19 protein-coding genes and 2 tRNA genes are annotated in these 24048 nt (G+C 53.0%); 10 read left to right on the forward strand and 11 right to left on the reverse strand.

The features are described from left to right. Both EI42_RS20200 and coaA read left to right on the forward strand, forming a co-directional pair. A partial coding sequence (locus tag EI42_RS20200) for an ATP-dependent metallopeptidase FtsH/Yme1/Tma family protein (protein WP_146505393.1) occupies positions 1-1215 on the forward strand: 1215 nt, incomplete at its 5' end. A 282-nt stretch (positions 1216-1497) separates the two neighbouring features. Then, complete coding sequence (coaA, locus tag EI42_RS20205) at positions 1498-2463, forward strand: type I pantothenate kinase (protein WP_111324449.1); 966 nt, start codon at positions 1498-1500, stop codon at positions 2461-2463. Between the two features lie 94 nt (positions 2464-2557). On the opposite strand, the gene EI42_RS20210 is transcribed toward coaA, so the two are convergent. From EI42_RS20210 to EI42_RS20230, 5 genes are all read right to left on the reverse strand, one after another. Next, positions 2558-2630, reverse strand: a tRNA-Asp gene (locus EI42_RS20210). 137 nt (positions 2631-2767) lie between these two features. Beyond that, positions 2768-2839 (reverse strand) — tRNA-His (locus EI42_RS20215). Between the two features lie 232 nt (positions 2840-3071). Then, a complete protein-coding gene (locus tag EI42_RS20220; RefSeq protein ID WP_111324450.1) occupies positions 3072-3965 on the reverse strand; it encodes a carbohydrate ABC transporter permease in 894 nt (297 codons plus the stop codon). A gap of 34 nt (positions 3966-3999) precedes the next feature. Further along, positions 4000-4926 carry a carbohydrate ABC transporter permease gene (locus EI42_RS20225; protein WP_111324451.1) on the reverse strand — a complete coding sequence of 309 codons (927 nt, stop codon included), beginning with the start codon at positions 4924-4926 and terminating at the stop codon, positions 4000-4002. A gap of 159 nt (positions 4927-5085) precedes the next feature. Beyond that, positions 5086-6435, reverse strand: coding sequence for an ABC transporter substrate-binding protein (locus tag EI42_RS20230; RefSeq protein WP_111324452.1), 1350 nt, complete (start codon positions 6433-6435; stop codon positions 5086-5088). 1060 nt (positions 6436-7495) lie between these two features. On the opposite strand from EI42_RS20230, the gene EI42_RS20235 reads away from it, so the two are divergent. The 5 genes from EI42_RS20235 to EI42_RS20255 all read left to right on the forward strand — a co-directional run bounded on the left by EI42_RS20235 (position 7496) and on the right by EI42_RS20255 (position 14086). Next, entirely contained in the window at positions 7496-10636 is a 3141-nt protein-coding gene (locus tag EI42_RS20235) for an AAA family ATPase (RefSeq protein WP_111324453.1), read from the forward strand. A 16-nt stretch (positions 10637-10652) separates the two neighbouring features. Beyond that, positions 10653-11927 (forward strand): DNA double-strand break repair nuclease NurA, encoded by a 1275-nt coding sequence (locus tag EI42_RS20240; protein ID WP_111324454.1) that lies wholly within the window; start codon positions 10653-10655, stop codon positions 11925-11927. Positions 11928-12072: 145 nt separating this feature from the next. Beyond that, complete coding sequence (locus tag EI42_RS20245; protein WP_111324455.1) at positions 12073-12708, forward strand: CpXC domain-containing protein; 636 nt, start codon at positions 12073-12075, stop codon at positions 12706-12708. 5 nt (positions 12709-12713) lie between these two features. Further along, the gene (gene mog / locus EI42_RS20250; RefSeq protein ID WP_111324456.1) at positions 12714-13199 is read left to right on the forward strand and encodes a molybdopterin adenylyltransferase; all 486 of its coding nucleotides are present in this window, start codon (positions 12714-12716) and stop codon (positions 13197-13199) included. After that, positions 13199-14086: a WD40 repeat domain-containing protein gene (locus EI42_RS20255; RefSeq protein ID WP_111324457.1), complete on the forward strand. Its 888-nt coding sequence runs from the start codon at positions 13199-13201 to the stop codon at positions 14084-14086. The genes mog and EI42_RS20255 overlap by 1 nt, the downstream gene beginning before the upstream one ends. A 24-nt stretch (positions 14087-14110) precedes the next feature. Here EI42_RS20255 and EI42_RS20260 read toward each other — a convergent pair whose 3' ends face one another. The 5 genes from EI42_RS20260 to EI42_RS20280 all read right to left on the reverse strand — a co-directional run bounded on the left by EI42_RS20260 (position 14111) and on the right by EI42_RS20280 (position 19546). Continuing rightward, complete coding sequence (locus EI42_RS20260) at positions 14111-15388, reverse strand: M16 family metallopeptidase (RefSeq protein WP_111324458.1); 1278 nt, start codon at positions 15386-15388, stop codon at positions 14111-14113. A gap of 257 nt (positions 15389-15645) precedes the next feature. Further along, on the reverse strand, positions 15646-16356 hold the full coding sequence (locus tag EI42_RS20265) for a CAP domain-containing protein (protein WP_246046406.1): 711 nt from the start codon (positions 16354-16356) through the stop codon (positions 15646-15648). 440 nt (positions 16357-16796) lie between these two features. Next, positions 16797-18167 carry a hypothetical protein gene (locus EI42_RS20270; RefSeq protein ID WP_111324460.1) on the reverse strand — a complete coding sequence of 457 codons (1371 nt, stop codon included), beginning with the start codon at positions 18165-18167 and terminating at the stop codon, positions 16797-16799. A 37-nt stretch (positions 18168-18204) separates the two neighbouring features. Next, on the reverse strand, positions 18205-18705 hold the full coding sequence (locus EI42_RS20275) for an HIT family protein (protein WP_111324461.1): 501 nt from the start codon (positions 18703-18705) through the stop codon (positions 18205-18207). A 466-nt stretch (positions 18706-19171) separates the two neighbouring features. Further along, complete coding sequence (locus EI42_RS20280; protein ID WP_111324462.1) at positions 19172-19546, reverse strand: winged helix-turn-helix transcriptional regulator; 375 nt, start codon at positions 19544-19546, stop codon at positions 19172-19174. A gap of 245 nt (positions 19547-19791) precedes the next feature. Here EI42_RS20280 and EI42_RS20285 point away from each other — a divergent pair, with 245 nt between their 5' ends. Beyond that, on the forward strand, positions 19792-20892 hold the full coding sequence (locus tag EI42_RS20285) for an ABC transporter ATP-binding protein (protein ID WP_170142777.1): 1101 nt from the start codon (positions 19792-19794) through the stop codon (positions 20890-20892). Positions 20893-20917: 25 nt separating this feature from the next. Here EI42_RS20285 and EI42_RS20290 read toward each other — a convergent pair whose 3' ends face one another. After that, the gene (locus EI42_RS20290) at positions 20918-21424 is read right to left on the reverse strand and encodes a hypothetical protein (protein WP_111324464.1); all 507 of its coding nucleotides are present in this window, start codon (positions 21422-21424) and stop codon (positions 20918-20920) included. A 271-nt stretch (positions 21425-21695) separates the two neighbouring features. Here EI42_RS20290 and EI42_RS20295 point away from each other — a divergent pair, with 271 nt between their 5' ends. Both EI42_RS20295 and EI42_RS20300 read left to right on the forward strand, forming a co-directional pair. Continuing rightward, a complete protein-coding gene (locus tag EI42_RS20295) occupies positions 21696-22757 on the forward strand; it encodes an ROK family protein (RefSeq protein ID WP_170211509.1) in 1062 nt (353 codons plus the stop codon). 27 nt (positions 22758-22784) lie between these two features. Further along, positions 22785-23987 carry a protein kinase domain-containing protein gene (locus EI42_RS20300; RefSeq protein ID WP_211326275.1) on the forward strand — a complete coding sequence of 401 codons (1203 nt, stop codon included), beginning with the start codon at positions 22785-22787 and terminating at the stop codon, positions 23985-23987. Positions 23988-24048: the final 61 nt, after the last annotated feature.

The raw sequence follows: 24048 nt of genomic DNA on the forward strand, positions 1-24048 counted from the left end.
GCTGGTGAAGCAGGCGTGCCCTTCTTCTCCATGAGCGGCTCTGAGTTTGTTGAAGTGCTGGTCGGTGTTGGTGCCAGTCGCGTGCGTGACCTGTTCGATCAGGCCAAGAAAGCCGCCCCGAGCATCATCTTCATTGACGAGATCGATGCTGTCGGTCGCCAGCGTGGTTCCAGCATTAACAGCAACGATGAGCGTGAGCAGACCTTGAACCAGTTGCTGGTAGAGATGGACGGCTTTGATGCTCGTCAGGCAGTGGTTGTGCTTGCCGCGACCAACCGTCCGGATGGACTGGACAAAGCGCTGTTGCGTCCGGGCCGTTTTGACCGTCGTGTGACCGTTGATCGCCCCGACGCCAATGGGCGTCTGGCTATTCTGAAGATACACACGCGTGATGTTCCGCTGGCGCCGAATATTGACTTGCAGGCAATTGCGCGCAGCACACCGGGTATGGTAGGTGCTGATCTGGCGAATCTGGTCAACGAGGCCGCTCTGCTGGCTGCACGACGTAACATGGACGTGGTTGACCAGAAGTGCTTTGAAGAGGCGTTGGACAAGATCATTCTGGGTGCCGAGCGTCCGCTGATCCTGAGCGAAGAGGATCTTAACGTTGTGGCGTATCATGAGGGTGGTCACGCCCTGACCGGTATCCTGACCGAAGGCGTCGACCCGGTGAGTAAGGTGACGATTGTCCCTCGTGGTCAGGCGCTTGGTGTCACTCAGTATACTCCGCTGGATGATCGCTACAATTATTCGCGTGAGTATCTCGAAGCGCAGCTTGTGACCGCGCTTGGTGGTCGTGCCGCTGAAGAGGTGGCGATTGGCCGTATCACAACCGGTGCTGAAAATGACCTGCAACGTGTAACTGCAATTGCCCGGCAGATGGTGACGCGTTGGGGTATGAGTGAGCGGTTGGGCCAGATCTCATATAGCGAGCGTGAAGACCCGTTTGCGGGAACGGCGCTTGCGACCGGCTCACGGGAGTACAGTGAGCGTACTGCCCGCGTCATTGACGAGGAAGTGTCTCGTATCGTGAAATGGGCGCATGAACGCGCTGTCACCCTGCTGACCGAGCACCGAGAGGCGCTGAACCGAATTGCACAGGCGTTGCGTAAGTATGAAACAATTGATGCAGCTCAACTACGGCAGATCATGATTGAAACAGGCTCAATTGAGGCAACTCCGCCTTCCTATCGCGAGGCGGCAGCTTCGGCCTAAAGATGCCTGAAAAAGTCAGAGGTCCGGGAATATTCCCGGACCTTTTTCTATGTGGTAAGCGGGGTATGGATGCTAGCCAGCTACCTGCCATAAAGAAGCTCTTGCTATGTACAATAAAAAGTATATAATCTTGCGTGACGGTCAAACGGTTGTATTTTCTCGCGCATGCCAGCCATGATCGATCGATTGAAGAATATCGTATTCAGAGATTTTAAGGAGTGAAAGGAGTGACCGGGTGCCATCCATGCTGTTTCCTGGTGTCTGGTTGCTTGATAGAAAAGTATGAATATTATTGCCAATGAGCATACGACAGAACTTTCACGCTTCATCGTCTTTTCTCGTGAGGAGTGGGCGCAGCGTCGCGCCAATACGCCATTAACGCTCTCTGAAGAGCGTCTGAACGCATTGCGCAGCCTGAACGACCGTATCTCTCTCGCAGAAGTCGAGCATGTGTATCTTCCACTCTCACGTTTGCTGAATCTCTATGTTGGTGCTGTCCAGAAATTGCATGCCGCTACCAGTACCTTTCTGGGGCATACCACCGCGCAGGTACCCTATGTGATCGGTATTGCCGGAAGCGTGGCTGTGGGGAAAAGCACCACTGCTCGTCTCTTGCAGGCGCTTCTATCGGATTGGCCATCGCGTCCGCATGTCGAACTGGTGACGACGGATGGCTTTCTCTATCCCAACCGGATTTTAGAGGAGCGGGGTCTGATGAACAAGAAAGGCTTCCCCGAGAGCTACGATCAGCGGCGTCTCCTCCGTTTTATGGCCGATGTGAAATCCGGGATGGAAGAGGTTACAGCGCCGATCTATTCGCATTTAACCTATGATATTGTGCCGGATCAAATGCAGGTGATCCGAAGACCTGATATCCTGATAGTTGAGGGCTTGAACGTGCTTCAGTCCGGGAAGAAGGGGCGTTCACGCAAAGGGCCCCGTTTCTTCGTCTCTGACTTTTTCGATTTCTCTATTTACGTAGATGCCGACGAAGCTCATATTGAACAATGGTATATTGAGCGCTTCTTAACCCTGCGTGAAACCGCATTCCGCGATCCCTCGTCCTTCTTCAGACATTTCACACAGCTCTCGCTTGAAGAGTCCATTCATACTGCCCGCTCTATCTGGCAGGAGATTAACGGGCTCAACCTGCGTGAAAACATCTTGCCGACGCGTGAGCGGGCGCACCTGATTCTCAAGAAGGGAGCAAATCATCTGGTTCAGGAAGTCTGGTTACGCAAGCTTTAGCCTGCTTGCAACGAAAGAAAGCCAGAAGCAGAGATGGAGTGGAGAAGACATTCTGCTTCTGGCTTTTCTCAAGAAGGAGATAAGGCAGGAGAAACGCCTGTGATGGGACTCGAACCCACTTTCTCTCGTTCGACAGACAAGTGACGCTACCCTTTGTCTTCACAGGCCTAAGGGGAGGATTTGAACCTCCGTAGTCCGTCGGGACCATTAATCTCCCGTCAGATGTTTTTAACCGCTCAGCCACCTGTGCGTCATCTGGCAAGCAAAGGCAGCCCCCCTTCTTTGCTGCCTTGCCTGCCAGAAAGGAGACAGAGCGGAATCGAACCGCTATCTTCAGAGCCACAATCTGAAGTTCTCACCGTTAAACTACTGTCTCCATCAGAAAGAAGAGAAAGCCTCTACCTCTGCTTTTAAAGCATCAGCCTGTAGCACCTTGTGGACCCGGCAGCTTTCTTCATGTCCCTTCTGATACTTGACATAGTAGCATTACATTTGCGATTTGTCAAGGAGAGAAGACGGCAAAAATTCCGTTTGCAGCAGAAGAGTGGGAAGAGGAAGAAAAAGGGTTGTTCCTTTCAGCAGAGACGCCGAAAGGAACAACGGAGGGATTATCCTTTTACTGCACCTGCGGTCAGGCCGGAAACAATACGGCGCTGCAAGAACAGGACCAGAATAACCAGCGGGATCGTGACGACAATAGCCGCTGCCGCAAGCATACCGTAAGAGGTCTGGTGTTCCGAGTTAAAGAAGGTAATACCAACGGTGACCGGCTGAGCCGCGGTCGAACTGGTCAGCGTCAAGCCGAACAGGAAGTCGTTCCAGACGGCGATGAATGAGAGGATCGCTGCCGCGAAGACGCCGGGCGCGGTCAGTGGTACAATCACGTGCCAGAGCGCTTGGAGGCGAGAAGCGCCATCGATACGCGCTGCTTCTTCCAGATCTGCCGGAAGATCCCGGAAGAAAGACGTGAGGAACCAGATCGTCAGCGGTAAGGTAGCCACAATGTTCGGAACGATCAGTGCGGCATAGGTATTGTAGATGTAGAGCCCGTTCGTGAAAAGAATGTAGAGCGGGCCAACGATGGCGATAAACGGGAACATGTTGACGGACAGGACGATTGCCAGCATCGCCCCTTTTCCGTAGAACTTGGTGCGACCGAGCGCATAGGCGCAAAGAATGCCGAAGAGGAGCGAAACGACCGTAGTAACGACGGCAATAATAACGCTATTGCGCAGGGTCGGCAGAAAGAAATCTGACTTGGTGAATGCGTCTATATAGTTGTTGAAATTCCAGTGATGCGGGAATAGCGTTGGCGGATAGGCATTAATTTCGGTGCCATCCTTCACCGAGGTGATGAAGGTCCAGTAGAGCGGAGCCAGGGCTATAAAAACAACCACGATAACGGCAATGTAGCGCCCAAAAGCTGCCCAGGACCATTGCTTCCCGTTCTCCTGGTCTTTTGCTGCCCTGGAGGCCCGTTTCTTTACGACGTCTTGTGCCATAAACTATATATCTCCTTCAAGGTTGCCTGATGGTTTAGCCCTGCTCTTTGAGCATACTTCGTAACATACTGCCGAAGATGATGCTGATGATAATACCGATGATGAAGATGAGAATAGAGGTTGCAACTCCCTGCGAGAATTCGGTATTGCTGCCAAACATGCGGATGTTGGCAAACGAGGCAAGAGAAGGGACCATCTGCTTACCAAAGACATAGAACAGGTCAAAGACGCGGATGGCGTCGAGTAGACGGAAGAGCAACGCAATCAGGAAAGGGTTCTTCAGCATCGGTAACGTGATGCGCGTGAACTGCTGCCAGCGGGTTGCGCCGTCAACGCTTGCGGCCTCGTAGAGATCAGCAGGAATGACCTGAAGACCGGCCAGGAGCAAGAGGGCCATAAACGGTGTGGTTTTCCAGACATCAGTGATGACAGATGCGGTAATGACACCCGACACGCTATTCAGCAGCGTGTCGCCCTCGGCAAGTAAATGAAGGGAGCGCAGGATGTAGGTCAGGATACCTGTCTGATCGCCATACATCAGGAACCACATCTGTGCCGAAACAATGGTCGGGAATGCCCAGGGAACCAGGATTGCCGCGCGTACCAGGCCACGTCCGGGAAAGGACTTATTGATGAGTAACGCGATCAGCAAGCCGAAGATCGATTCCAGTGCAACGCTGAGCACGGTATAGATCATCGTTGTTCCCATCGCCTGGCGGAAAACCGGGTCCTGAAAGACCGTGATATAGTTCTGTAGACCAACGAATTTCGGGCGCGCGGCAAACGGATTATGCAGCATGCTGAGCCGAATTGAGTCCAGCATGGGATAGACCGCAATGACCAGAATCAAGAGAAGTGTCGGCAGAATAAGGATATAAGGCAGAAATCCGCCGTTCATCCTGATACGATCCATGAGGCCAGGAGAAGCACTTTTTTCGACTTTTGCTTCTTTCACAGCCATGAGTTTTCTCCTTCTGTTAAGCGCTGTTTGAAGGTATAAGGGCCTGATCTGGTGAGAATTGTGCGTGCTGGAGGGCAGAAATGCCCCTGTGCAATGGACGGAGCTGTTGCGAGAGAGTCAGGGGTAACAGAACGTTACCCCTGAGTGTAGCTAGATGGCTTATGATTGTACGATTCTTTGCAGATCGTCGGCCAGGCTCTTGATGGCCTGATCGGGCTTGGCGCTCTTCTTCAGTGCAGAATAGACATGGCGCTGAATGGATTCTGACACCGTCGTGTACTTTGGAGAGACCGGGCGCGGCTTCGCATTCTGGAGAATGGGCTTCAAGTCCTTGTAGAATGCGATCTTGGATTGCACATCACTATCGTCGTAGATGCTTTGCAGAACCATTGCCCAGCTTGCGCTTAGCACAGCCTTCTTCTGAGCCTCGGCCGAAAGCATGTACTTGATGAACTCCCATGCCTCGTCCTGATGCTTGGAGAACGCGTTAATGGCCAGGTTCCAACCACCAATGGCGGAATGACCGGCGCTCTCTTTGCTCCCGTGTGGCAAGGAGGCGATAGCGAACTTTTGCGCGACCTTTGACTGCTTGGGATCATTGTCGATTACCCAGGCATAGGGCCAGTTGCGCATAAAGGCAGCGTTGCCCGCGGCCCATGTTGCATGGGACTGGTCCTCGGTGTATGTGGTAACGGCAGCCGGAGAAACGGAGCCGACCCAGCTTGCCATCATGGTCAGAGCATCAACGGCCTCCGGGGTGTTGACTGTGACTTTCTTGGCATCATTGGGATCAAGAATGGCCCCGCCGTAGCCGTGAAGCACTTCACAGAAATTACACACCAGACCCTCATACTGTGAGCCCTGCCAGACATAGCCGCTCTGTACCTTTGATGGAGCTACATCCTTTGATATGGAGACGAGCTCATCGAAGGTCTGCGGCGCGTTCTTCATCAGGTCAGTGCGGTAGTAGAGCAGGCCCAGGTCTGTACGGAAGGGAGCGGCCCAGAGTTTCCCGTTGTAGGTACATCCTGCAATGGGTGCCGAGAGATATTTCTGTCGCTCGCTGGATGGCCACATGCTGTCGGTGATTTCAACGGTCCATTCCTGCTCAGCAAACATAGCGGGGTAGACAATATCCACCGAAATAATGTCGATCTCTGCATTGCGGGCGCGGAACATGTTGTTGTACTTGGTCATCATTTCGTCGGTGCTGTTCGGCCCGTTTTGCCAGGTCACATGGATATTTTTCTCTTTACCAACCGTCTTGTTGAATTCCTCGACAATGTTCTTGTAGGTGTCGGTCTTGTCGCTCTCACTCTGCCAGACGAGATTGACTGTGCCATTACTGCCGCTCGGGGTGTCCCCACCACAGGCCTCTAACAGCGACATCGCTGCGCTGGCTGTCAGACCGACAGCAAGTGCGCGCTCCATAAAAGTACGGCGTTTCATGCGTCCAGAACGCATTTTTGTAACGATTTCGTCGAGAGCTTCTCGTTGCTCACGAAACATCTCAGATCCTCCTTCGGCTTACTTGCTATTTGGCATAGCGGGTGATTCCTTCACGACGTCGGAACGCTGTGTTCTCTTCCTCGCTTCTGAAATCAATCGTCCCTCTGTGCTCTTTCTTCTGAGAAGAAGCGGCTTTGCTACTGTAAGAGAGCGTGATCCTGCCTCTCTTTGCCCCGTTTGCTGTCGTAATGAGATGCTTTGGAATAAAATAGAGCGTGTGTTCCTTTTGTCCCGCTTCAGATGGGTGGTGGACAGGAAACAAAGGGCGGCTATGTTGTGTGTCTATATGGCTTCCTGGCGCTAGAGAGCGTTTCTCTTTGCGAACCGTTCGCTGATCCCTTCTGTTTCTGCGGCGTTGCACAGGTTGACAAAAAGCTTCTTGCTCGCTGCTATTCCTCCCTGAAGACGATTTGATTGTTCCTGATGGGATCGGTTGAATAAAAAGCCATATATATATAGATACCCCCTCTTGCACAATTAGTCAAGCCATTTTCATAGCTTGTGGCAGGCTTCTTGCTGCCTGAAGACGATTTTGTCCCTGTTCCTACTCTTCGGGCAATGGGTCCGCTCACTGCCTGTCTTACTATGAGTCATCCTTGTATAATTTGAGATGGTATCTTCATTCCGTGATCATAGAAATGATGTAGAAATCAACTAATACTATCAGGATAGAGAGAAAAGCAGGCTGTTGTGCGCATACACTTCTACTCGATCTCCTGCTAGCTAAGTCAGCATCTCAAAACGGATGAGAGCATAGACCGGGACACTGTATCAAAAAAGATCTATCTGTACAATATATGAATGATACGAATGGCTGAGCATACTCGCTTCATTTTCGCGGGCTCTGGATGCGACACGGCACCTTGTCCAAAAAGTCCCGGTTTCTGGAGAGAAGCATGAAAAGCGGCTCCATTCCCTTTCTCTGAGCTTTGCGGTCTCAATCAGGCACTCACGTGTTATAATCAACCAGTATCTTTCCACTTTTGCTTTTCCCCTTTGGAATAAGGGTGAGAGAAGTCGCCTCTGAAGAGACTTTCGCGTTTACCGGGAAGGCGTTGTTATGTTAATAACCCGTATCGAGTTAGAAAATATTAAAAGTTATCATCACTTCACTGTTGATCTGCGTCGGGGCACCACCGCTATCAGCGGCGAGAATGGAGCCGGAAAAACAACACTGGTTGAAGCGATTGGTTTCGCTCTGTTTGACTATCTTCCCTACAGTCAGTCGCGCTTTGTTCGTGAAGGTGAGAAGTGGGGACGTGTCACCGTGCACCTGATCGGCGGAGATGAGCGCCCCTATGTTGTTGAACGGCGCTGTGGGTCTGGATCGCGCTGGTTTGTATACGATGAGGGCGCCAATATTCGTCTTGAGCAAAGCGCCGATGTGATGGATAAGCTGCATGAACTCTTTGGTATTGATCGAAGCCGGCCCCTCGCTTCTCTTTTCCGTGACGCTCTGGGCGTTCCTCAGGGAACATTTACCTCGATTTTTCTTGAAACCGCCAGTAAACGCAAGCAAACCTTTGACTCCCTGCTACAGATCGAAGACTACAAGACGGCGGCTGAATATCTGTTAGAGACCCAAAGACAATATAAGGAGCAGCGAGAGGAGCAAGAAAAACGGATTGTTCGCCTTGAGGCCGAGACTCAGGATCTGGAGGCATGGCGCAACGAGCTTGAGGAGAAGCGGAAGCGTGAACAGGAGTGGTCTCGACAAAGTGCGCTCCTGACCCAACAGTTGGTGTTGCTCTCACGTGAAGAGGAGAAACTGACCGCGCAGCATGAACTCGTCCAGACGCTTGAGCAGAAGTGCAGAGAAACCGAGCGCGAATATAGCCATGCGCAGGAACTTCTGAAGAGCTATGAGCTGCAACTACAGCAGGCACGCATGGCCCGACAGATCGTCAACGAGAATCAGGAGTCATATCAGCGCTACCTTGAAGTGGAAAAAGCGCTCAATATCTTGCGTCAGGAACAGCGTCGCCAGAGCCTGCTTCAACAACAATTAGCTGAAATTCAGCGCTCCGATGCCTCTGCACAGGAACGGCTGAATTTTCTGAAGCAGCAGCTTGTCGTAGTCGAGCAGGCAAAAGCCAGAGTGATCGAGCTTGCTCCGCTGGTTGAGCGACAGATTGAGCTTGAACAGCAACGGGAAAAGCTCAAGCAGCAGATCACGAGCTTTGAAACTGTGATGCGGGAAGGAACCAACAAGCGCGAACAGCAGGAGAACCAGAAAAAGAAGCTGCGCGAACTGGAACAGAAGATTGCCCGTATTGAGCCTCTCAAAGCTGTTGCTGAGAAGCTGAACGAGTATGAGCACGCCCGTAAACGCCTGCTGGTTCAGGAGAACGAGCGCAAGAATATCTTTCAAAAGATCCGTGATAAGCAGCAGCTTGTCCAGGAAAGGAAGCAGCGGCAGCTTCAGGTTGCTGAGCGCCTGCATAAGGTAGAGCAGCATGTTGAGGCAATTGAGGCACATCGGGCAGAGGCCGAGGAGATGCCAGGACTGGAAGCACGCAAGGAACAGCTCGCAGCCCGTTGCAATCGGCTGGAAGGCAATATTGAGGGCTACGCGCGCTCTCGTGCCCAGTCTGCCGGTGGGCAATGCCCCCTGTTACATGAAAGCTGCCTCAATATCAAGCAGCGTGGCATCGCCAGCCTGGAATCATACTTTGAGGATCTCTTGCAGAGCGAGAAGGCGCAACTGGCGAAGGTGCGTCAGGAGTATGCAGCGGTTGTCCAGCGTATCGAGCGAGTTCGGAAATATGCGGAGGCGCTGACAAAGCTGGATCAGTATATCCAGCGACGCGATGAATGGGCAGATCTCTCCCAGGAGCTTGAGCGTGAAATTGCGCACCATGAGAACGAGATTGCTGCGCTTTCGGCTGATGCAGCCATGTTAAAAGGGCTGGACCAGCAGAAACAGGAGACAGAGCGCCTCTATCAGCAGAGCCGCCTTGCCAGCGAGCAAATCAGCGTTCTACCCACCCTCTACGAACAAAAAAAGGGCTGTCAGGAACTTATTGATCAGTTGGAGCGGGAATTGCAGGACTTGCGCCGCAAATTCGACAGCCTGCGCGAGAGCAGGAGCCTGCTCACGAAGATCGAGGAAGAGCTGTTGCGTCTGGATGATCCCCGCGCACATAGCCGGGGACAGCGGGAGATCATCGCGAAAGAAGAAACGTTGAAGCGTCAGTTTGCCGAGGTACAGGCCGAGATCCAGCAGCTTCAGCAACAGATGCATTCCTTACAGCAAGAGCTGGCTGCCTATCAATCGCTGGACGAGCGTGTCCTTGCACAGGAACAGGAGCTACAGCATTGCCTGCCAGGATATCAGAATTATCTAAAATATATAGAGACGGCCCAAAAATATGCGCTTCGTGAACAGGAGTATCAGCGGCAGCAGGCCGAAGTAGAGGCGGCAAAGCATGCCTTTGAAGAGGCTCAACAGGCCTCACAGCAGGCCCTTGCTGGTTTTGATCGTATGGCTCTTGAACAGGTCCGGCTGAAGAAGCTCCAGCTTGATCGAGATCTTAGCAGCCTGGCCGGGGAGATCAGGCATCTACAGGAAGCAATGAGCGGCCTGCAACAGCGCATTGCGGAAGGAGAGGTGAAGCAGGAGGAACTGGAAGCCGCGCGAAAAGAGTACAATGAACTCGATGAGCTGTATGGCCTGACCGAGTATTTTCGGAAGCTGATCAAAGAGGCGGCGCCCCATGTCTTGAAAGCGATGCTCAATGATATCTCTGCCGAGGCAAATCGTATTTTCGGCGAGATTATGGGAGATCATAGCGCACAGCTGTCCTGGCAGAACGAGTATGAAATTGTGTTGCGACGGCAGGGCGTGGCCCGAACGTTCGCCCAGTTGAGCGGCGGCGAGCAGATGAGCGCGGCCCTGGCGGTACGTCTGGCGCTCCTGAAAAAACTGTCAACGCTCAATATCGCCTTCTTTGATGAGCCCACGCAAAACATGGATGAGATGCGTAGAATGAATCTGGCCGAACAGATCAGGCGTGTTCGCGGCTTTGAGCAATTGATTGTGATTAGCCATGATGATACGTTTGAGCAAGGGCTTGATAGTCTGATTCGGGTGCGCAAGGTGCATGGAGAAACGCAGCTTCTGGATGAGGATGCGGTCAGAGATTACCCGCGAGCCTTTGAGGCCCTCTCATCGGAAGACGATGTGATGTTGATGCACTAAGCAGGGGAGAAACGGTATGTTACATAAAGGGAAGCTTCAAGCTGCGCTTCAGGCGAAGCGTGGACAGTTTAAACTCTATGATGGCACCTTTGGCGAGCAGCTACAGGCATATCGACAGGCGTTGGAAACGCTCTATAGACGCTTTCCCTCCAGCGCGGAACTGGAGCAGGCGCTTCCTCCTGAACAGCCCGGGATGCCACCGGCAGGCGCACGCTCAACGATTGAATTTGATCGCTGGCTGGTCACCGCTGAGATGCAGGAATACCGAGCTCCCTGCTTCCCCTTCGGCACCGTTTTTAGCACGCATGAGCAGGCCCGGCAGTGGGCCGAGTGCATCGAGGGTGTGACGACGGTGGCGGTTGACGGCAGTCATATTCTGCCCTGGCGTGATGCCTCGGTTCCGGTCGCGCTGGTGCAGGTGGGCTTTTTTATCAACCCGCATCGGTTCAATCACCCCTATATCAAAGATGTGCGGATGGAGGTACTGGCCCCTGATGAGCTGATGGACGAGCTTCAGGGCAGTACCGAGGAACCGGACAGCTACCCCTACTCCGATATGCAGGTGACGTTAAAGCGCTATTTACTGGAAGTTGAGATATTGTGCACCTTGATGGAGCAGCAGGCCGCAAAGCGTCTGCCTGATGAACCTGCGCATGGCCCCCTCTTTTTCTTTGATGGCTCGCTGGTGGTCTCCTTTGCGCTGACGATGCCGCCACGCTATCGTCAACTTTACATTGATTCGGCGGTGCGTCTGTTACGTACCTCGGAAGAGCTTCAGGTGCCACTGATTGGCTATATTGATACAAGCTATGCGCGGGACCTGATTACTATGTTGCGCCGTCTTGATGCTATGCAGCAGCAGCCAGTCTTGCGTGAAACAAAGCGTATCCATGATGCCCTGCTCTTGCAGGGACGCCTGCAATGGGGAGATCGGACGCCTGCCTTTATCTGTGCGCGTAATGATATTCTGGACCTGTACGGTCCCTATCATGATCAGATCGCGTTCTGCTATTTGCAGACGGCAGCCAGTCGCCCGCCTGCCCGGCTGGAATTCCCGCGTTGGATGGTTGATGCCGGACTCATTGAGCCAGTGATGGACGCGATTCGTGCGGAGGTCATCGCGGGGGGGAACGGATATCCCTACGCTATTGAGACTGCGGATGCTGTGTCGGTGATCACGATGCAGGATAGGGCCGAGTTTTATGCCCATTTTCAGGAGTTTATGCGCAGACAGGGCATCAATTTTGCCTTCTCGCAGAAAGCAATGAGTAAAGTGCGTCGCCGCGTTTGATACCTGATTGCTTTCTCCGGTTTCCCTTTTCTTGCTTTCCAAAATGAGATATACTTACAGCGAAACGTATTCTTCGTTTGGAAGTGCATGTTATACTCAATCCCTGAAGGGAACGAGTCAGGAATAGAAATCTACGCGAAAGCTTATGTCCCGTTACACAACACAATCATTTACCTGTCCCTGCGGCGAAGTGTTTACCGCACCAATCTATGAGTATGTCAATGTAGAGAAGGACCCGCAACTTCGCTATACCGTGCTGGCTGGCCTGCTCAATGTCTCGACATGCCCACAATGTGGACGCAGGGCAGCGCTTGCCAGACCCTTTATCTATTCTGATCCTGAACGTCAGCTCTTGATCTATTATCATCCGCGGACCGATCTGCCCGAAGATGCTCGCCTGCTGATTCTGGAAAAGTTGCGTGAAACCTATGAGCACGTTGAGATGCAACGCGAAATGCAGACGGAAGAGCAGAAGCAGCAGAAACAGGAAGTCGCAACGGATGAGTTACCGCCGTTACAGGTAGTTTTCGGTCATGAGCAGCTTGTGCTGGTGATTAACAGCATGCTCTCGCCTGAAGAGCGCCTGGGTAAGATTGCTTTGAGCACCCAGAGCCGTAACGAGGCGGAGCGCGGACAGTTTCACACTATTGCGCGGAAGCTTGCTACCGAAATGGGCTGCGGCGTTGAGATCGAGGATATGCCCGACGAATATATTGTGTGGCTGTATGGCTCGCGTCGAAAAATCGGCGCTTTAATGCGCGAGCTCACCCCGGGAGGGTAGAAGAGATGTTGACCATTGGCGTGCTGACTATCAGTGATGGTGCATCGCGTGGCTTGCGTGAAGATCTGAGTGGTGAAGCTATTCGGACGATCATCACGCAGTTTCCTGATGCCGTCATCAGTGCGGGCGCTATTGTTCCTGATGAGCTGGAGCAAATTGCGGCAACTCTTCGCGAATGGAGCGATGAAAAGAAGCTGAACCTGATCTTGACGACGGGCGGTACCGGGCTTGCTCCCCGCGATGTGACGCCAGAAGCGACGCTCTCGATTCTTGAGCGCGAGGCACCCGGGATCGCGGAGGCGATGCGCACGCATAGCTTACAATATACTCCTATGGCGATGCTCTCGCGCGGTGTGGCCGGAGTCCGTGGGCGAACTCTGATTATCAACCTGCCCGGCAGTCCGAAAGCGGTCAGGGAATGTCTGGAATATATTCTGCCAGTGTTGCCGCATGCGATTAATTTGCTGATTGAAGGACCAAAAGAGCATTGATGACGCCGTTCACCTATCGTGGACATAACGATAAGGTGTTTACTGTCGCCTGGTCGCCTGCCGGCGATCGGGTGGCTTCTGGCTGTCGCGATGGACAGGTGCACCTGCTCTCTCCCCATACCGGTACACAACAGGCCATCCTCAACGCGCATCCTTCCTGTGTCCTTTCCCTTGCATGGTCTCCTGATGGGAGCCTGCTTGCCTCCGGTGATACCTCGGGACTGGTGATTTTGCAGGAACCGGAGTCTGCGCGTGTTGTTTGTACCTATCATGGGCATAGCCGCTTTGTGCGAGCGCTTGGCTGGTCTGGTTCACGACTCGCTTCAGGTGGCGATTTTGGCGATAGCTCGGTTCAACTTTGGGAGGCGCGAACCGGGCAACAACAGTGGATCGCGAAGGATCAATATCGCATCTTTTCGCTGGCGTGGTCACCTGATGGTGATTTGCTGGCAGCGGCGAGCTTTGATGGACTGATCGTTGTCCGCTCTGCGCTCTCCGGTGAGCCAGTAGTGACGTATCGGGGGCATCAAGGGCCGGTCTATGCGGTTGCCTGGTCTCCTGCTGCGAACCTGATAGCGTCAGCCGGGCAGGACGCCACTATTCAGCTCTGGGAGGCAACCACGGGGAAGCAGCGGTACATCTTGCGGGAGCATACTGCCCCGATAAAAGCGCTGGCGTGGTCACCCGATGGCCGTTTGCTGGCCTCGGCAGGGAATATGAAGCGCCTGCTGATCTACTCCTGCGAAGATTGGAGCATCTCTTTTTCTGTCCCCATCTCTGCCTGGATTCGCTCGCTTTCCTGGGCTCCAACCGGCGATGCAATCGCCCTGACCTATGATGCTCTTGTCGCACTATTACCAGTAAAAAAGGACCACCCGCCGGGGTGATCCTGGGCTGGCTGGCAGAGTGTCTTATGCGGTGCCGAGCAGTTCTTCCTCTGTCAGGGGGCCAAGCGCTGTCAAAACCTGCTTCTCTCGCATGGGGAAGCGGTGAAGTGCTCGCATGATATCTTCAGTTGTGACCTTCTCGATGCGCTCAATTTCCTCATCCACGCTGAGCAGGCGGCCTTCGGTCACCCAGTCACTGGCGATACTGCGCATGCGGACAAACGTTGATTCGCTGCTGAGCACCATGCTGCTGATCCATTTATCTTTGGCGCGACGGAGCTCATCTTCATGTACGCCATCGGTCAGCAGGCTATCCAGCTCTGCCCGCAGCAAGTTCAGCACCTTAGGGGCATCCTCGGGGGTTGAATTGGCTTCCATCAGCATCAACCCGGTGCCTTCCATCGCCCAGACACCAGCGCTTGCGGACTCGGCCAGACCACGCTGATAGATGTTCCAGTACAGACGTGAGCCATCGCTATCGCCCAGAATACTGCCTCCAAGCAGCGCGGCATAGTAGTCAGGATCTTTAACATCGAGTGAGGGCATTGCCAGAAGCATAATTTGCTGCTTTAGCTTCTTATCAACCATGATATTGTTAATGGGCTGTGCTGGCTCATAGTGCGATATATCACGGCTTGCATCGCCTGTGCGCCAGGAGCTGCAAAGCTGCTCGGCCTTCTCTACGAGATGGTTCCAGTCGAAATTTCCGGCAACGGTCAAAATGATGTTGTTGGCCGCATAGCGCTGCTGCCAGTAGTTCCGCATCTGCTCAATACGCATATTGCGGATACTCTCGCGCGTGCCCAGGACATCATGACCCAGAGGGTGATCACCGAAGTATGTCTGCATCATGCGTCGGTAGGCATAGTTGTACGGCTGATCCTCTGACCGTGCGATCTCGTTCACGATGACCTCTTTCTCCATCTCGAAATCACTTTCGGCCAGCCGTGGATACATCATATCGCTGAGCAGTTCCAGGGCGCGATCAAGATATTCGCCCAGAACGCGAGCATAAAAGAGCGTTGCTTCGTGTGAAGTAAAGGCATTCAATTCGGCGCCGATTTTGTTGAATGCCAGGGTGATCTCTTGCCAGTCCAGGCTTTGCGTTCCCTTAAAGACCATATGCTCTAGAAAGTGGGAGACGCCAGCAATGGAAGGGTCTTTCTCGTCGCGAGACCCGGTTTTGACATAAAAGGCGACGGCGACCGACTCAAAATCCGGCATGGGTTGGGCCACAATCTGTAGCCCGTTACTCAAGCGATGTGTATGGAATATAGTGCCATTGGCTCTGCTCTCTGCCATATTATCTCCTTAGCAATCAGGAAGCTCCCTCGCTGACAAGAAAGGAGGTTCGCTATAAGCTGAATGTCTCAGTTAGTAGTCTCATAATAGTCCCCGGTGTTCGTTGTTGTCAAATGAGGTTTTCGTACAAAAAAAGCAGGGAGAGAATCTTTTTCCTCCCTGCTCTGTGTGTCTGTTGAGCCTGAAGCTGGCTACGAGCGCATCTTGCTCTCTGTCTCTATGGTACAGGATGCAAGAAGAGCGCGCTTTTGCTTATGTTAGTTCGCAAAGTCTTCTGTCAGCCAGAGCTTCCCTGTTTGATCGATAATGATAGAAATACCGATGCGATGGAAGGTTGTGCTCAGGTAGTTTTTCCGGTGCCCGTCATTGGGTGGCTGCTCGTTCAGCATGGATTTGTGTACTCCGTAGACACCCTGCCAGTTCGTCTGAGTGGTGTAGGCGATGTTCTCACCAACGGCTCTCCAATCGACGCCCGCCGCTGTAATACGCTGACCCAGGCCGGGTTCACTGGGGAGCTGATGCGAGAGCTCGCCGTTCTGGATCATGGTCTGTGTATGCCGGGTGGCAGAGAGCGCAAGCCCGTCGTCCCATGTATAAGCGGGCAGGCCATTCGCGGCGCGATCCTGATTGATCTGGGCCAGCAGTTGCTGGACAAGCTGATCGGTTGTGCCGGGCTGTTTCGTGGGTTGGACGGGTGGTTCTGTCGGCTGGGCAGGTGGCGTTGTTGGCTCAACAGGTGGCGTTGTGGGAACGACGGTCGGCTGTTCCGGGGCCCGGGTTGGTTCCGGTATGGGTGTCGTGGGAACGACGGTCGGCTGTTCCGGGGCCCGGGTTGGCTTCGGTGTTGGAGTTGCAGGAACAACGGTTGCTGTTGGCGTGTGCTTTGGCTGTATCACCTCGGTTGGTTTTGAGGTGACGGTGAGCGTTGGTGGGGGGGAGATTGCCTGTCGTCGGTGGCTGTTCAGCACAAGCGGCAAGCAAGAATCCGAGCCCGAGACATAGGCTGAAGAACCAGAGCTTCTTACTCACGAAAGAGAATCCTCCTTGTTTTTTCGGGATGAAGGGGAGGGCTCGACCTCATTCAAAATGATGCCTGTTCAGAGCTGGCTCGAAAAAATAAGTAGGTACTTTTATATGTGCCCTCTGAAAAACACTGTCTGCTTTCTGTGCACACATGTGCTTGCCCTCTTTGACTGTTGTCAGCTCTCCGGTGCGCAAAAATACTGTCAGGTATTCTGGAAGAGCTTCGTTGCGTTTTATTGTAGCATGTCAACATGTGTCAATCCGCATAAATAGAGGTGTGTATAGTACTTTTTCGGTATATCCTGGTGAAGAAATGAGAAGGCTAGAGGGAAGGGAACAAGATGAGGGGGCTTATCTGAGGCCTTGCAAATGGTGAAAGAAAGGCTCAGGTAGTAAATGCAGGATTTGCCGCAATATCAGAGACAATCTCTTTTTGTTGTGCATTCGCGAGTGGAAGGTGTGGCCAGAGTCGATGAGCGGCGTCATCCGCGGCCAGAAGCACGCCGAACCGATACAGGATATAGGCATCAGCGGTATTTGATGGAAGGACAGGTTGAAGCGTGCTGCTCGAAAGCTGGGCGGCAGCCAGACAGCCCCTTGCTGCAATCTCTCCTGAGAAGAACGTCCAGGAAGCGCTTTGATTGGTCTTCTCGATCGTTTTGTATTGTGCCTCGCTGAAGATGCGTCCCATCGCGGGCGTGCAGTTCGGATCACCAAACCCGCTGAAACGCTGTGGATGGAAGGCCACCTTCCACTTTCCCTGTTCTCGTGTGATCAGCAAGATGATCAGGTATTGCTCGCCGTCAGTGTTATCTGCGGCGGTTTTATACAGTTGCTGGCTCCCGGGAAGCGTGTATTGCCACTGAACTCGAATAGTTGCGCCCACATTCCAGCCCTCCTGAGTATAGGATGCTGCGTTCTGTCCCGAGGCGTCCTGAATGGGGAACGGCAACGTACAGAAGAGGCGACAATCCTGCTCGTCGAGCTTACAGTTTGGTCCAAGCGAGGGTTGCAGGCACTGACCCTCTTTGCTTGCGTCGGTATCCAGGATAAAGCGCTGTGTAGCCTGGAGCGGACGGGTTGCCTTTTTCACTTTATCGTGGCTGTTATATGCGTAAAGCTCGCCCGGCTGAACCGTATCGCTGGAACGCCGGGTATCCAGAAATTGTTGTGTGGCCTTCTGCAATGATGCCCGCTCGGCTGGCGGGAGTTGCTGCAACGAGAGATGTTGCGGAAAGGTAATCAGATTGACGGCCTTTTGCTGATTGCCGATGGTCTGCTTTACCTGGCAGGCATTGGGATCCTGGCTTCTCTCCGTTGTAGGCACGGTGATCGTACATGCCAGAGGCGTAAAGGGCTCACCCTGCCACTCAAGGGTATGTTTTCCCGGGGTCAGCGTGAGACTCCGTTCGGTTGGCGAGATAAGCGTGTGACCATCGAGATGAAATTGTCCCCACCCTGGAAGGGCCGGAAGCGTGTAGAGATTCGATTGACTTGCCGAATCGGTGGTAAGGCCGGGCTGGCTGAAGAACTCCCGCACGGCCGGAATACTACTCAGAAGCAGGAGCAAAGCAATGAGCACAATGCCTGAGGTAATAAAGAGGCGGTGCCGGCGCTGTTTTGGCGTCAAACGCGAACTAAGCCAGTGCTTCTGGGGTGAAGCCTGGCCTTTTTCCTGTTCTGCTTGTGTTAGATCGCTGATCTCTATCAGGTTTTCATCAAAATCAGGCGGCGTGTTATGTTGCTTATCCTGCATACTTTTTGTGGATGAAGCGGGACCATTCCCGGTACTTCTATTTCTCTTCTTGCACGTGGGCAAGGGCATCTTTCAATTCGCGGTACACGTTGTCGAGATGCTCAGGCATTACTTTGATATCGGCAACCACTGGCATAAAATTGGTGTCACCGTTCCAGCGCGGGACGATATGGAAATGAATGTGTTCGGCGAAACCGGCACCGGCGACCTTGCCCTGATTGAAGCCCATATTAAAGCCATCAGGATTCATCGCATATCGAAGCGCCTTAATCGCGAGCTGTGCCTGCGCCATCATTTCGTTCAATGTTTCAGGCGAAAGCTCTTCCAGCGCTCCAATATGCTGGTAGGGCGCGATCATCAGATGCCCGTTGTTGTAGGGATACAGGTTGAGCATCATAAAACAGAGTTTGCCGCGATAGATAATATGATACTTTTCGTCCTGGTGAGCTGCTGGTTGTGTGCAAAAAATACAGCCCGGTTCAGGCTCAGTTTTTGGCTTGATAAAGGCCATGCGCCACGGGGCCCATAAATTTTCCATAGAAAACCTCTGTTTGCTCTCAATCTATCTTCTTAAGAAGATGCGCATTGCTTCACCGATCGTTATAACACAGTGTAGCGGGAAGTAGCGATCTTGACAAGATTGTAAGGAAGATATTTCACCGCGTTTTTGGTGCATGGAAAAATGATACCCTACCTCGCAAGTGGTGCGGGGAGGGCCCACGCCTGTGGTCTTCCTGAAGTTTTTTGGACAGCGGACAGCGGGCATATCAGGCGCATTTGTACTTTGTGTGACAATATGGACAAAGTATGTTTATGGTGTATTTCTATGAGATACACACTGGCCTATCTGCACGCTCTGAATGGGGCCTATTGTTGGAATAGTGTGGTGCTCCGAGGAACAGATGAGCGAAAAGCCTTTTCTGCGAGACAGCAAAGCTCGGAGCGAAAGAGAATATGGCAACTCCTCAAGCGTAAGAAGGATAGAATCGCTTGCTTGTTTGCACTTACGCTTCCTGCTGTTCCTGGCACCGCTCTGGATCGATTGTGACCCAGTCCTGAGCCCATTGTTCAATAGCCTCAACAACTGGCTTGAGCGCCTGCCCTTTCTCCGTCAGTTGATATTCAATGCGCACAGGGATCTGTGGGTACACCACACGCTTGACGATACCCTCGGCTTCCAGTTCGCGAAGTCGATCGCTCAGGACACGATCCGAGAGGCCGTCAACCAGCGCTGTTAACTCGCCAAAACGCTTGGGGCCTTTCATCAGGACGTTCAGAAGCAAGCCTGTCCAGCGCTTCCCCAGTACCTGAATGGCGTGTTCGTAGCGTGGACAGCATGCATGCGATATGGATGTTTGGTCGATTGGCTTTGTCGCCATATGCTTTCCTGCCATTTGGATTGAAATTTCAGACACCAGATACTTGTATTTGAATACCAAGTATACCATATTTTCTATTCTAACGCAAGTTTCGCTACGTGTAAAAAGTAAGTAAGGTAGATCCCGCCTTTTGTCTCCCCTTTGAAGCTGATAGAATGGAGGCGACTGAAGAACACTTCTGGCTTTTGTATGTGTTGTGGGTATTTGCATATATTTGAAAAATGAGAAAAAGGGGAGTTGCTGCAATGCTTCGCGTCGCGATTGATACTCATGTTCACTCGTTTCATCTCTCGCTGGACTTTATGGCGGCAAGTGGAAAAACAACGGTGCTCCTCGGAGAGAGCGGGGCCGGAAAGAGTACGGTGTTGCGCGCCCTGGCTGGCTTGTTGAAGCCGGAGCGTGGGCATATTTCCTTTGATGACGCGGTCTATTTTGATAGCGAACAGCGGATCGCTGTGCCGCCACAACTCCGGCCATTCGGCTATGTCTTTCAGGATTATGTGCTCTTTCCACATCTGACCGTATTTGAAAACGTTGCCTTTGGTCTGCGAGCGCAGCGACTCCCGGGAACTGAGGTACGGCGGCGTGTGGGCGAGACGCTGGAACGGCTCAACCTCACCAGCTTTGAGCAACGCAAGCCTACACAACTTTCTGGCGGGCAACAGCAGCGTGTTGCCATTGCTCGGGCCCTGGTGTTGCAGCCATCCCTGCTGCTCTTAGATGAACCGATGGCGGCGCTTGATGTTCAGACGCGACGCGAAGTGAGGCAGGAGCTGCGACGGCTCTTGCAGGAGAGCGGCATTACCGCCGTGCTGGTCACGCACCACTATCTGGACGCGCTGCTTTTCGGTCACACTATTCTGGTGCTGGATCGAGGCCGGCTGATTCAACAGGGAGATCAGCGGGAGCTACTTGAGTATCCGCGTTCGTCGTATGTAGCGGAATTGGTGGGTGTCAACTTTCTGCGTGGCCGGGTGCTGCGGAGGGAAGACAGGCGGACCTGCGCTATTGGTCTGAGCAATGGTGGAACACAGGTGGAGGTGATCGCAACCGTCAAGGAAGAGGACGCATTGGAGGTAGGGGCGGAGGCGTTTCTTGTCGTTGATCCCAGAAGCGTTTCGTTGTATCAGAGTATGCCTGATACCTCAGCACGCAATATCTTCCGGGGTGAGATTATGCAGCTTTTGCGCACGGGCGGCCATTTGCGGGTGAGTATGTCAATTGAGCAGGGAGCGCCGCCGTTGCTGGCCGAGATAACAGAAGCTTCGGCCGCTCGCATGGAGCTACACGAAGGAAAAATCGTGTATGCAACCTTTAAAGCGACCGAAGCTCATGCGTATACGTGATGAAGGACAAAAGAGGGTTGCTCTTTTATTCGTGAACGGTTTCGCTGACCCATTCGCAGGTCTCGGGAATGGCACTCTTGAGTGCAGCCGCCAGCCCGTCTAGATCGGTTACATCATCCCGATAGACGGCCCAGGCTTTAGGCTTCTGACCCGGCTCGGTGACCTTGCGATAGGCGATCACACTGATGCGCTTCCCATTCGGGAAGAACTCTTCTTTGACGCGTGTCAGGTCTTCCCAGCGCACCTTGATCTCTTCACCGCGCTTGTTCCGCTTGATGACGCCTTCCTCGGTTAACGAGATAGTAAAAGGAACGGGGGCGATCAAGCGCAGGTAGTAGACAAAGCCCAGAATGAAGAGCAGCGCCAGAATCGTGCTGCCGACGCCAAAGGAAGGGATCTGATAATACGCGATCCAGAGCACCACGCCCACGGCGCCGATAATGCCAAGCGTGGTCACGACCAGTTTAAAACGGCTGAGCCCAGGACCAATAAATATCTGGCCTTGCTCCTGAGCTGGAGATGACGATGCCATAATGTAAATGCTCCCGCAATGCTATTGCCACCCTGCCGTAAACGACAGGTAAAATACCAGAGTTGCGACAAGCTTTTGTCTTAAAAGGTATTGTAACAATAGGTATGGCAGTATGCAACTTCTGTAACTGGGACAGGCATCCTAGCAACTTTGCTATAGAAGGACAGTGTGATATACTGAACACGATGTTGTCCCAGAGAGGATACCCTGATACTGCTCTAGTAAGGTCGTTCGTACAGCTCAATAGCTGCTTGAAAAAGGGAGTAATGCCGTGTCTAGACTGCGCGCTTCAGGTGTTTCAACTGGGATACCAAACACAGGGCCAGCAAGCGCTCAAAGGGTTACTGATAAGCTGCTCGCAACTCAGGGGTATGTGGTAGGTGTTGAGATCAGCGGAGGAGGAGCGCGGCAATCGGTGGCACTGGCTAATTTAGATGGTGAGATCCTCCATCAGATACGCCGACCCCTGGAGTATTTGCCCGATCGAAATACAGCGCTGGAACATCTCAAAGTGATGCTCTCCGAGGTAACTGGATCCGCGCTGGATGGTCGTCTCCTTCGTGTCGGTATTGCGGTCGGAGGCCTGGTAGATGCACGCCGTGGGCTTGTTCGTACCCTCCATCGTGCGCACGGGTGGGATCATTTCCCGCTACAGGATTATTTCACAGAACAGGTGGAAGTGCCCTGTATTATCGATAATAATGCAAATGCCGCGGCGTTGGCAGAATGTATCTATGGAGTTGGACGCGGCGAACGGGTTGTCCTTTATGTCGGGTTAGGGCGTGGAATCGGGGGCGCTCTGGTTGTAGATGGGAAGGTGTATCATGGCGTTTCCTGTACCGCTGGAGAGATTGGTCATATGCTCGTTGTACAGGAAGGCGGCCCCAGATGCTCCTGCGGAGGCTTTGGACATCTGGAAGCTGTTGCCTCGGCACAGGCTATCGTAAACAGATTGATCGGGAGATCAGTAAACTATCCAGAGACAGAAGCGGCTATCCGTCGCATCACTGACGGACGTGCAGAGCGTATCACTGCCGCACAGGTGTTTCAACTGGCGGCTGAGGGCGATGAATTGGCACGACAGGGTGTTGAGGAGGTTTGTACTTATCTGGGAATTGCCCTGGCTAATATTGTCCATTTAGTAAATCCAAGTATGATTATCCTGGGTGGGTCTGTCGCACAAGCAGGTGATTTGTTAATCGGGCCTCTCCGGGAGCGTCTCCAACGTTTGTGCTTGCCCGCTGCGTTTCAGGATTTGCGCATTGTCCAGGGGTCTCTGGGTACGGATGCCAATCTTGTAGGAGCGGTGACACTGGCTCTACAGGACTTATAGGAAAAGATGCAAAATCTTGAGGGGCTTATGGTAGAAACGGGTCGAGTCATTCAACGGCGCTACCTGCTTCAACGGCTGGTGAAACAGGGGCGTGCGTGTACCGTCTATCAAGGATTCGACCAGGTGTTGCAGCGCGTTGTAGCTATTAAGGTAACTCCTGCCGATTACGTCGCAACGTACCGTGCAGCACTCCGCCTGACTTCTCAGTTTTCCCATCCTAATATTGTCGGGATCTATGATCTGATTGTTGAACCTGATTGCCTGTATATTGTACAGGAGTATGTGGATGGCGATGACTTTCCCGCGCTGTTACAAACACAGTTGTCGGCCTTTGAAGTCGCGGATCTGGGACGGCAGATTTGCCTTGCGCTCGTTTATGCAAGTAATTCTGGACGAAAAATTTGTCATGGAGATCTGACACCTTCCTCTGTTATCCGGGATCGTCGAGGACTGGTACGCGTCAGTAATTTTGCGCTGCCTGCTGATATGCAGTATTTTACTTTGTGGAGTGGCGTTGGTGGAGACGGCATCGCGATTTCGGATCAGCAGTTGCCTTATGGACAGATCAGTGAGGGCCGCCTTGCCGATGATGCACGGGCGGCTGGCCTTTTGCTATATCAGTTGCTCACCAGCCGAGCGCCGGGTGCTACGTTTGTTGAACCCCCTTCCGACGGTCGCTTGCGCTTTCAACGTGGCGTTCCTCCTGAACTCTGCGATATTGTTGCCCGCGCTGTGATTCGTCAACATCCTCAACGGCTGATGACGCCGGAAATGATGTATCTGGAACTGAAAGATCTGGCTGAGGCCCTGGAACCTCTGGAGCCGGTTCAATCCAGCTACCAGACAGAAGATATGGTCAAGCCTCGCCAGATTATGCCGGTCGCAAGTGGCGCTCCCGGAGGCTTACCTTCTCAGGAGCGTGCGCCAACTGGCTTGCTCTCTTACCACCCCGAGGCGACAGTCAGTGGCCTACTTGATCGCCAGGAGGTCTCACAGCCGCTCCTTGATCCTGCTGCGACCACTGAAGCCGCTTATCAGCAGGCAACGGCTATGAACTCTTCTCCCGGCTATCCTCCTGTGGAGCAGAACTATGCGCGAGGCAATGAGGCCGCTCCTGTTGACGCCGGTCGTGGGGTGAACTGGCCGCTGATGATCGGTCTGGGGCTGGTGCTTTTCGCTCTCTTCTTTTTCATCGGTTTCTTTCTTTCCCAGGCTGTCTTTCACGCGTAGCGCCGGTATATACCAGAAAGATATTCTGTTTTTGCAAGGGGGGAAATGTTTCCCCCCTTTC

It is taken from the genome of Thermosporothrix hazakensis (assembly GCF_003253565.1).
Classification (GTDB): domain Bacteria; phylum Chloroflexota; class Ktedonobacteria; order Ktedonobacterales; family Ktedonobacteraceae; genus Thermosporothrix; species Thermosporothrix hazakensis.